9 protein-coding genes are annotated in these 10,016 nt (G+C 66.3%); 4 read left to right on the top strand and 5 right to left on the bottom strand.

What is annotated here, in order from left to right:
• The 3 genes from VFA16_RS08940 to VFA16_RS08950 all read right to left on the bottom strand — a co-directional run.
• Positions 1-735: alpha/beta hydrolase (locus VFA16_RS08940; protein ID WP_324967464.1), on the bottom strand; the 735-nt coding region annotated here is incomplete at its 3' end.
• Between the two features lie 201 nt (positions 736-936).
• Entirely contained in the window at positions 937-1,410 is a 474-nt protein-coding gene (locus tag VFA16_RS08945) for an esterase (protein WP_324967465.1), read from the bottom strand.
• Positions 1,411-1,893, bottom strand: a complete 483-nt coding sequence (locus VFA16_RS08950) for a hypothetical protein (protein ID WP_324967466.1) — start codon at positions 1,891-1,893, stop codon at positions 1,411-1,413.
• Between the two features lie 83 nt (positions 1,894-1,976).
• Here VFA16_RS08950 and VFA16_RS08955 point away from each other — a divergent pair, with 83 nt between their 5' ends.
• Entirely contained in the window at positions 1,977-2,621 is a 645-nt protein-coding gene (locus tag VFA16_RS08955; RefSeq protein WP_324967467.1) for a TetR/AcrR family transcriptional regulator, read from the top strand.
• Position 2,622: 1 nt separating this feature from the next.
• On the opposite strand, the gene cysC is transcribed toward VFA16_RS08955, so the two are convergent.
• Positions 2,623-4,530, bottom strand: coding sequence for an adenylyl-sulfate kinase (gene cysC, locus VFA16_RS08960; RefSeq protein ID WP_324967468.1), 1,908 nt, complete (start codon positions 4,528-4,530; stop codon positions 2,623-2,625).
• The gene (gene cysD, locus VFA16_RS08965; RefSeq protein WP_324967469.1) at positions 4,530-5,474 is read right to left on the bottom strand and encodes a sulfate adenylyltransferase subunit CysD; all 945 of its coding nucleotides are present in this window, start codon (positions 5,472-5,474) and stop codon (positions 4,530-4,532) included. The genes cysC and cysD overlap by 1 nt, the downstream gene beginning before the upstream one ends.
• Before the next feature lie 118 nt (positions 5,475-5,592).
• On the opposite strand from cysD, the gene VFA16_RS08970 reads away from it, so the two are divergent.
• From VFA16_RS08970 to VFA16_RS08980, 3 genes are all read left to right on the top strand, one after another.
• Positions 5,593-6,591, top strand: coding sequence for a YihY/virulence factor BrkB family protein (locus tag VFA16_RS08970; RefSeq protein WP_324967470.1), 999 nt, complete (start codon positions 5,593-5,595; stop codon positions 6,589-6,591).
• Between the two features lie 39 nt (positions 6,592-6,630).
• Positions 6,631-7,488, top strand: a complete 858-nt coding sequence (locus VFA16_RS08975) for an SDR family oxidoreductase (RefSeq protein ID WP_324967471.1) — start codon at positions 6,631-6,633, stop codon at positions 7,486-7,488.
• Between the two features lie 96 nt (positions 7,489-7,584).
• The coding region (locus VFA16_RS08980) for an ornithine decarboxylase (protein ID WP_324967472.1) at positions 7,585-10,016 on the top strand (2,432 nt) is incomplete at its 3' end.

The following is a 10,016-nucleotide window of genomic DNA, read 5'->3' on the forward strand; positions in this document are numbered from 1 at the left end:
GATGAGGTCGTCGCGGGCATGGATGACGAGAGTTGGCGCACCGATGGTCGGCAGGATCGGCCGGACATCTATCAGGAACACCGATTCGACTGTCGCCCGTGCCATCCCCGGGCTCGCGCTCATCCGCTCCAACATTGCGAGCTGGCGAGTCGAACGGACCGACGGCACCAGATACCTAAGTGCCGCACCGCTGCCCCACGCCGAACGGATGGCGCGGCCGAACTCCTGGAAGCCGGCAATCTGCTCCGTCGATGGCGTGTAGTCCTCACCTAACTCGGTTACCCAGCGCGCCCGCAGGTCGGCCGCATCGGCTTCGAGATCGTCCCACCCGGTGAAGCCCGTGTACGCGAACGTGCCGGTGAGGATCAACGCCCGCGTTCGCTCCGGTCGTTTTGCCGCAAAGACCATCGCGGCCGGCCCGCCCTCGCTGACCCCGAAAATGACCGCTTTGTCGAAGCCGACCGCGTCCATGACGGCCTCGATCTCGGCCGCTCGATCATCCAGCGTGCGAACTTTCGGGACGGGGTCCGACAGCCCGACGCCGGCCTTGTCGAATAGCAGTATGCGACAGAAAGTGGATAGCCGTTCGAAGAAGGCCTCGAATTCGGGCATGGTCCAATACAATTCGATGTGGCTGACGAAGGAACCTGCGAAGACGAGCTCGACCGGCCCGTCGCCGAACATCTGATACGCCAGGCTGAGATCGCCACACGACGCGTATGACGTTTCCGCCACGGCATGAGCGTACTGCGGCCGGGCGCTAGTCGTACCGGATCTACTGCATCGCACCCCGACGTACGACAACGTCGCCATTACCACCGTTGTAGAAGCCTGCCGGCGCTGATTGGTTCGGCGGCTGTTCAGTAGCAGGGTCAGGCGTGTGTGCGACTAACTGGCTCATGACCGCGTGGTGAAGTCCGCACAGACGCTTGAGATTTAAGGCTGCGTTTCGACGTGCGGTCGGCCGTTGGTGTAGGCGATGGTGCCGTGCTGGAAGGTCTGTTGCCATCCGCCAGGGACGTCCTGCTGATCGGCGGTCGGGTACCCCAGCGGCCCGGCCGGGCCGCCGTAGTCGTTGCGCCAGGTGTCGCGGATGGCACCCAGCACGACATGCGCACCGGTTTGCGGCGTCCAGTAGATTCCGCCGCCCTCGAACTTGGTATAGCGGCCGCCGCCCGGGCCCGGCTGCTCGTTGCTGATCGGCGAGCCCAGCAGGCTGTTCGACGCGCCCACTTCGTTGTATTTCTGCAGGATGGCGCCTTGCAGCAGGAATTTGCCTGACGTGGCTGCGAACCACTGGGTGGTGATGCCGGCCGCGCTGGTCGGGACGCTCGGGTCTGGCGTGCTCGAGCAGCCGGCGGCAACGATTCCTGCGATGGCCATCACAACGGCTAGGCGGCCGACAGTCATCTAGGGCTTCTCCTGTGGGTCAGCGGATCGGCTGCCGCGAGCGGCGGTGCGCCGTCCCCCGGGCAGGCGGTCAACGAAGCGGCCCAGCCGCGCGACCGTGTTGTCGAGAGGGTCCACGATTTCGGTGAGCCGCTGCAAAGTCGGCAAGATTTGGGCTACCGACTGAATTTCGGCGGTGAGACGTTCGGCCTGGGTGTCGATGCCTTGTGCGGCTTTGGTCAGGCCGGTGATTTCCCGGGCGATCTCGGCTGAGTTGCGGTCGATGCCCTTGGCGCTTTTGCTCAGATCGGCGAGGTTGTCCGCGATGTACTGCGCTGAGCGGCGCAGCTCGGCGATGTCGTCGAGGGCTCGGTCGGCGCGATCGATCAGCCGCGCCAGCCCAATGGCACGCCGCACGGTTAGCTGCGCCGACTGCGCCGTCCAGGCCACCACCGACCGTGGATCGGTCAGCGCGAGCGACATGGATCCCGTGCCCTGGGCCATCGCGGTGTCTCCGTTCTGATGAATAGAACGCGACCGTAGCATTCCCGACCCGGCCAATACAACGGTGCCGTAAAATTGTGGTCATGCCCGTGCAGGAGCGCCCGCGCCGCAAATACGCCCCGCGGCTATCACGCGAGGCGCGTCGCGCTCAGCTGCTGGATGCAGCGCTGGAGGTGCTGGCCGGTTGCGAGCTGCATGAGCTCGCCATGGAAACCGTTGCCGCCGCGGCAGGCATCGCAAAACCCGTGGTGTACACGGTGTTTCGCACCAAAGCGGAATTGGTCGCAGAACTGTTGGCCCGCGAACACCAGCGCGGCATTGCCCAGATCGCCGCGGCAATGCCCACCGATCTCACGACACTGGGGCCGGCCGGCGCCTACGCCGCGTCGATCACCGCGTTCCTGCAAGCCGTGCTTGCCAATCCGACGCGTTGGCGGCTGATCCTCACCGCACCGGACAGCGCTCCGCGCGCCTACCGAGACTCGCTGCGCCACACCCGCTCGGCGATCTTGGCGCAGGCCGAAGAACTGTCACGCGCCGGAACGGCGCTGATGCCCCGACTAGCCGGCGTGGATCCGCATTTGCTCGCCCACACGCTGCTGTCGTTCGCCGAGATGCTGGGACGGCTGGCCGTGCGCCATCCCGAGGCCTACCCGCGCGAACGTCTCGAGAACTTCGTCGCCACGTTGACGGCGCTGCTTGGCCAGACCCAACCGCATAACTTCTAGTTCAGCGAGATGAACGCGGGCTGCGCTCGTTGAGCAGATCGATGACTTGTGCAGCGAGTTGCTCGATGTCGGCGTTGGTGGTGTCGAGCACAAGATCCGGGTGATCGGGTGGCTCGTACGGCGCGTCGACACCGGTCAGACCGGCGAGCTGGCCGCTGCGCGCCCGCGCGTACAGGCCTTTGGGGTCGCGCTTTTCGCATTCCGTCAGCGGCGTGGCGACATAGACCTCGATGAAGGGCAGCTTGGCGGCGTCGTTGAGGGCGCGGGCGATCTCGCGGTCAGACTTCAGCGGGGACACCAGCGACGCCAGGGCGACCACACCCGCGTCGGCGAGCAGCCGAGTCAAATGCCCCACTCTCCTGATGTTTTCAGCCCGGTCGCCCGGCGAAAAGCCAAGGTCGTCGGACAGCCCGTGGCGCAGGTTGTCGCCATCGAGCAGATAAGCCACCCGTCCCGATTCGACCAGCGCGCGCTCCACTGCCACCGCGATGGTCGACTTGCCGGAGGCGGGCAGTCCGGTGAACCAGATCGTGGCACCCGGTTGTCCGGTTGCCCGCCATCGGTAGGTGCGGTCCAGCGCCGACGGGTGCCAGCGGATGTCGGTGCGCGGATGTGCGCCCGGCTTGATCTCCCGCGCCTCGAGGATGGTGCCGGCGCCGACGGTGTCGTTGGTGGACTCGTCGATCAAGATGAACGCGCCGGTATCCCGGTTGTCGGCGTAGGGGTCGGCGACGACGACCGAGCTGGTGCGCAGTGTGACCGTGCCGATGTCGTTGAGCGCCAACTCGACTGGACCGTCGAGCTCGTCGAGCGTTTCCGGGTCCACTCGTGAGTGCAGCGCCTGCACGGTTGCCCGCACGGTTTTGGTGGTCTGCTTGAGAGCCAGCCGGTCGCCGGCGCGCAGCGGGGTGTCGACGAACCAGCACACCGTGGCATCGAGCTCTCGAGCCAGCACCGGTGGAACTGCGTCGTCGGCCGCGCTGATCAGCACGTCACCGCGCCCCACGTCGATGTCATCGGCCAGCTCAATCGAAACCGACAGCGGCGCAACAGCTGTCGTGCGGTCGTCGTCGAGAGTGTCCAGCGCGGTCACCGTCGAACGGGTGGCGGCGGGCAGCGACACCACCGGATCGCCGACGCTGAGCGTGCCCGCCGCGAGCCGCCCCGTGTAGCGGCGGCGGATGTCGGCGGTGGGCCGCGACACCCACTGGATGGGCAGCCGCAGCCGTGATGCCTCGGCCTGCGGCGCCGCCAATTCGACGCCTTCCAAGTACTCCAGCAGGGTGGGTCCGCCGTACCACGGCGTGCGCTCCGAGCGGTGCACGACGTTGTCGCCGAGCTTGGCCGCAATCGGAATCACCGTGATCTCCACGCCGCCGAGGCGGGCCGCCATCTGACGCAGCTGATCCTCCACCTCGGTGAACCGGACCTGGTCGAAGGCGACGAGGTCCATCTTGTTGACCGCCGCGACAAGGCTCTTGATGCCTACCAGGTTCGCGATCCAGGCGTGCCGCCGCGTCTGGCGCAGCACCCCGGCGCGAGCGTCGACCAGCAAGATCGCCACGTGCGCGTTGGATGCGCCGGTGAACATGTTGCGGGTGTAGCGCTCGTGGCCGGGAGTGTCGGCCAGGATGTAGCTGCGGGTGTCGGTGGAAAAGAACCGGTACGCAACGTCGATGGTGATGCCCTGTTCGCGTTCGGCGCGCAGGCCGTCGGAGAGCGCAGCCAGGTCGGCGATGCCGTCTTCGCCGGTGACGGCCGCCAGGTGATCCAGGGGCAGACTGTCGGTGTCGTGCAGCAGCCGCCCGATCAGCGTGCTCTTGCCGTCATCCACCGAACCGGCAGTGGCGATGCGCAGCAGCTGCCGCGTTATCCCCTTGGGCGGCAAGGTCTTTTCAGCGCCCGTCATCAGAAGTAGCCCTCGCGCTTGCGGTCTTCCATCGCCGCCGCGGAAGTGCGGTCGTCGGCGCGGGTTTCGCCGCGCTCCGACACCGTCGCCGCTGCGATCTCGGTGATGACCCCGCTGATGTCGGTGGCGCGCGAACGCACCGCACCGGTGATGGTCAGGTCGCCGACGGTGCGGTAACGCACCCACTCCACCGCGGAGCGTTCCCCGGGTCCCGGCTCGGCGTACTCCGACACCGCCAGCAGGATGCCGTCGCGTTCGAACACCTCGCGTTCGTGGGCGTAGTAGATGGACGGCAGCTCGAGGTCTTCTAGCTCGATGTAGCGCCAGACGTCCAGCTCGGTCCAGTTGCTCAGCGGGAACACCCGCACTTGCTCGCCCTTCTTGATCCGCCCGTTGTACAGCGACCACGGCTCCGGGCGCTGCGCGCGGGGATCCCACTGGCCGAACTCGTCGCGGAAGCTCAGGATGCGCTCCTTGGCGCGGGCGCGCTCCTCGTCGCGGCGGGCACCGCCGAAGGCCGCGTCGAAACCGCCGGCCTCCAGCGCGTCGAGCAGGGTACGGGTCTGCGCCCGGTTGCGCGACGCCCCCGGCCCGGGGTCCGGCACGCGACCGCTGTCGATGGATTCCTGCACCGAGGCGACGATCAGCTTGTGCCCATGGCCGGTGACCCTGCGGTCACGGAACTCGATCACCTCGGGAAAGTTGTGGCCGGTGTCGACATGCATTACCGGAAACGGCAGCGGCAGCGGGCGAAAAGCCTTCTCCGCCAACCGAAGTAGCGTTATCGAGTCCTTGCCTGCCGAAAACAGGAGCACCGGCCGCTCCAACTCGGCGACCACCTCGCGGATGATGTGCACCGCTTCGGCTTCCAGCAGCCGCAGTTCGTCGACGCGCCGCGCGTCCGTCGACGCGGTGTTAAGGACCGCGGGCTGGCTGTTTGGCATCAAGAAAGACTAACCAAAGCGAAATTCCAGCGCAGATATGGCTTACGTTCACAGTGAGCAAAACTCTTTCTGGGTATATGCCGGTTCACAGGTGCGGCAGAAGGTGGCGGGCTAGGCGATGAACCCGATAGAGCGGGCCGCTCGTGGCTTCGACGGGTGGCAGCAGCGGCATCCCGTGGTCGGTTTTCCGATCGCGGTGATCAAGAAGTTTGGCGACGACCAAGCGGGCTATCACGTCTCGCTGTTGGCCTACTACGGCTTCGTCGCGGCCTTCCCGCTGCTGCTGGCGCTGACCGCGATCGTCGGTGTAGTACTGCGTTCGCACCCGAAACTGCAACAGCACCTCGTGAATTCGGCGTTCGCCGAGTTCCCGATCGTCGGCGGCCAAATCCATCAGCAGCTGGGTGTGGAGCACTTCGGGAACACCTTCACGCTGATCATCGGCATTGTGGGTTCGCTTTACGGCGCGCGGGGATTCGCCTATTCGCTGCAGAACACGCTCAACACGCTGTGGGCCGTTCCCAAAGTGGATTGGCCCGGCTTCCCACACCGGTATGTGCGCACCGTGGTGACCCTGCTGATGCTGGGGTTGATCGTCGTGGTGACCGGCGCCTCGAGCGCGGCGGCGGTCAAGGCGGCGTCCTGGGGGTTTGGCGGCTGGCCGGCGCGGACGGTCAGCTTCGTCGTGGGCAGCGCGCTGGGCACCGGGTTTTTCCTGGCGCTTTTTCGCGCCTCGGCCGCCAAGCACGTGGTCACCCGCGCCATGATTCCCGGCGCCGCGATCAGCGCCGTGGGCTGGCAGCTGCTGCTGATGGCCGCCGGAGACGTCGTCACCCACCAGTTGCGCCACGCCCAAGCCGTCGCCGGATTCTTCGGCGCGGTGCTCGGCCTGCTGGCGTGGCTGGCGCTGCAGGCAACGCTGATGGTCTACGCAATCGAATTCGACGTCGTGCGCGCCAACCGCTTGTGGCCGCGCAGCATCGTTCAGCCACCGCTGATCGATGCCGACAAGGCCTACTACAGCCAGGCCCTTCGCACCGAAACGCGCCGTCCCGAACAGCGGCTCGACATCGCCTACGAGGCCGCCGAGCAGGACGAAGAGTCGCCGACCGGATAACCGTCCCACCACAAACTTGACACCAGTAAAGTTCCGCCCATGGACAACATCAGCGGCAAGACCGTCGTCATCACCGGCGCCGCCCGTGGCATCGGCCACGCGACCGCGAAAGCGCTGCTGGGCCGGGGTGCGCGGGTGGTGATCGGCGACCGCGACGTCGACGTCCTCGAGAAGGCCGTCGCGGGCCTCGCCGGTCTGGGCTCGGTGTCCGGTCATCCGCTCGACGTCACCGACCGCGAGTCGTTCGCGGCGTTCCTCGACAAGGCCCGCGCAGACGGTGGCGGGCACATCGACGTGCTGATCAACAACGCCGGGGTGATGCCGGTCGGTCCCTTCCTGCAGCAGTCGCAGCAGGCGATCCGCTCGGCGATCGAGGTCAACTTCTACGGCGTGCTCAACGGCTGCCAGCTGGTGTTGCCGGAGATGGTGCAACGCCGCAGCGGACACGTCGTCAACATCGCGTCACTGGCCGGCATGGTGGCCGTGCCCGGACAGGTCGTCTACGCCGGCACCAAGTTCGCCGTGGTGGGCCTGACCACCGCATTGGCCGACGAGGTCGCCCCGCACGGCGTCACCGTCAGCGCGGTGCTGCCCACCTTTACCAACACCGAATTGATCTCGGGCACCCACCCCAGCGCCGCGCAGAAGCCGGTGGCGCCCGAGGACGTCGCCGCCGCCGTCGTCAAGCTGCTCGACAAGCCCAAAACCCAAGTGTCAGTCCCCGGTTCCGGGCGCTACATCGCCACACTGGCCGCGCTGCTACCGGCGCGGGGCCGGCGCTGGCTCAACAAGAAGATGGGTAACGACACCGTATTCCTGCACGTCGACAGCAAAGCCCGCCAGGCGTACGAGGACCGCGCGCAGCACGCGATCGGAGTCGTCGAGCACACCGACTAAGCGTCGGTCAGCTGTCGAGTCGCTGAATAACCGCCCTTGAACTGCGGCGACGGCATAGCCTCGGGTGATAACGATTGAGCGGGGCGGAGGCTGGAAATGACGGACGTGAACCCGCATGCCTACAACACCGCCTGGCAATTTCGCGCCGACGCCTGGTGCCGGCTCGAAGAAGCCAGCGAGCGCTTATCGACCGCAGCGGCCCGCGGGCGCGATCCCGCGCCGAGCATCGAGACGGTGGAGGGGCTGCTGGCTCAGCTGCGGCCGTTCGAACGCTACTGGGCCTTCCCCGGCATCCATGTGTTCAACCAAACGCACCGCCTCTTCGCCACCGGCGCGTTCGACAAGTTCGGCAGGACGGTCGCCAAGATCAACCGCGCGTTGGTCACCGAGTCCTACCGCACCGGCGTGCTCGGATCACCGCTGGAGGGTGAGAACGAGGCACTGAATGCGGGTCCGGCGATCGCCGAGGTGCTGGGGCACCACCGGCCTACCCGCCCGTACTTCGAGCTGCTGATCGTGGCGACGATGAGCGAGGCCGAAGAACGGGCGCTAGCCAACGAGATTCGCAGCTGGCGCCGACCGGACGACGCGTTCGTCTACGAGATTGTGGTGGTCGGCAGCGGTGACGAAGCAGTGATCGCCGCGCGACTGAACGCCAACGTGCAGGCCTGCGCGATCACGCGGAGATTCTCGCACCGCTCGCGCCGGGATCTTTCCGCGTTGGCGCACTTCTGCGACGCCCATGTCGCCGAAGACCTCGCCGACCACACGCCTGAGGAGCGGGCCGAGATTCTGGCCAAAGCACTCCGCGAAACCCGGCCCGAGATCGACCTGTATCTGATTACCGAGCTGGAAGTGGAGGACGTCGCCGCGCGGCTGGGCCACCACTTCCGCCGGGTCTTCCACGCCGGGGAGGGCACACTCGACCGGCACCTGTCGCTGCTCGAGGGTGTCGCGGCGCGCTACCGGACCCCGTTTTTCAGTGCTCTGCGCGAATACAGCCACCGGCCGACCGGGGTCTTTCACGCGCTGCCGATTTCGCAGGGCAAGTCGATTGTCAACTCGCACTGGATCTCCGACATGGTCCAGTTCTACGGGCTGGAACTGTTTTTGGCGGAGACCTCGGCAACCTGTGGCGGGCTGGACTCGTTGCTGGAGCCGACCGGACCGCTGCGCGAGGCACAACAGCTGGCGGCCAAGACGTTCGGCGCGCGGCAGACCTACTTCGTCACCAACGGCACCTCGACCGCCAACAAGATCGTCGAGCAGGCGTTGGTCGCGCCCGGCGACATCGTGTTGATCGACCGCAACTGCCATCAGTCCCACCACTACGGGCTGATGATGGCCGGCGCCCAAGTCACCTATCTGGACGCCTATCCGCTCAACCAGTATTCGATGTACGGCGGAGTGCCGCTGCGCGAGATCAAGTCTCGGCTGCTGGCCCTGCGCGCGGCCGGCAAGCTCGAGCGGGTCAAGCTGCTGGCGCTGACCAACTGCACTTTCGACGGGATCGTCTACGACGTCGAGCGCGTGATGGAGGAATGCCTGGCGATCAAGCCCGACCTGGTATTCCTCTGGGACGAGGCATGGTTCGCGTTCGCGCGGTTCCACCACGTCTACCGCAAGCGGACGGCGATGCGCGCGGCGCGCGTGATCCGTGAGCGGCTGCGCTCGCCGGAATATCGGCGGGACTACCACGACTACGCCGAGCAGCTCGCCGGCGCCGACGACCAGACGATGCTCGATACCCGCTTGCTGCCCGATCCCGCCGCGGCCCGGGTGCGGGTTTATGCCACCCAATCCACCCACAAGACACTCACTTCGCTGCGGCAGGGCTCGATGATCCACGTCTTCGACCAGGACTTCGACCAGAAGGTGCAGGAGACGTTCCACGAGGCGTACATGGCGCACACCTCCACCTCGCCGAACTACCAAGTCCTGGCGTCCCTCGACATCGGCCGGCGGCAAGCCGACCTCGAAGGCATGGAGCTGGTGCAAAAGCAGGTCGAAAACGCGATGCAGCTGCGCGATGCGATCGACAAACACCCGCTGCTGAGCAAGTACATGCATTGTCTGTCTACGGCGGAGATGATTCCGGAGCAGTTCCGCCCCTCCGGCCTGGACCAGCCACTGCGCACGGGCTTGACGAACATGGCCACCGCTTGGGGTCAAGACGAATTCGTGCTGGACCCCAGTCGCGTCACCCTGTACATCGGGCTCACCGGCATCGACGGCGACACCTTCAAACGCACCGAGTTGATGGACCGCTACGGGGTGCAGATCAACAAAACTTCCCGCAACACCGTGCTGTTCATGACCAACATCGGCACCACCCGAAGCTCGGTGGCCTACCTGGTGGAGATCCTGGTCAAGCTGGCCCAAGAGCTCGACGAGCGGGTCGCCGACATGAGCTTGACCGAGCGCGCGCACCACGAGCGGGCGGTGCTGCGGTTGACGACGCCCTCGGCGTCACTACCCGATTTCAGCGGATTCCACGCCTGCTTCCTAGAGAAGAATGGCGATAAGGC

The sequence above is a fragment of the Mycobacterium sp. genome (assembly GCF_035653355.1).
Taxonomy (GTDB): Bacteria; Actinomycetota; Actinomycetes; order Mycobacteriales; family Mycobacteriaceae; genus Mycobacterium.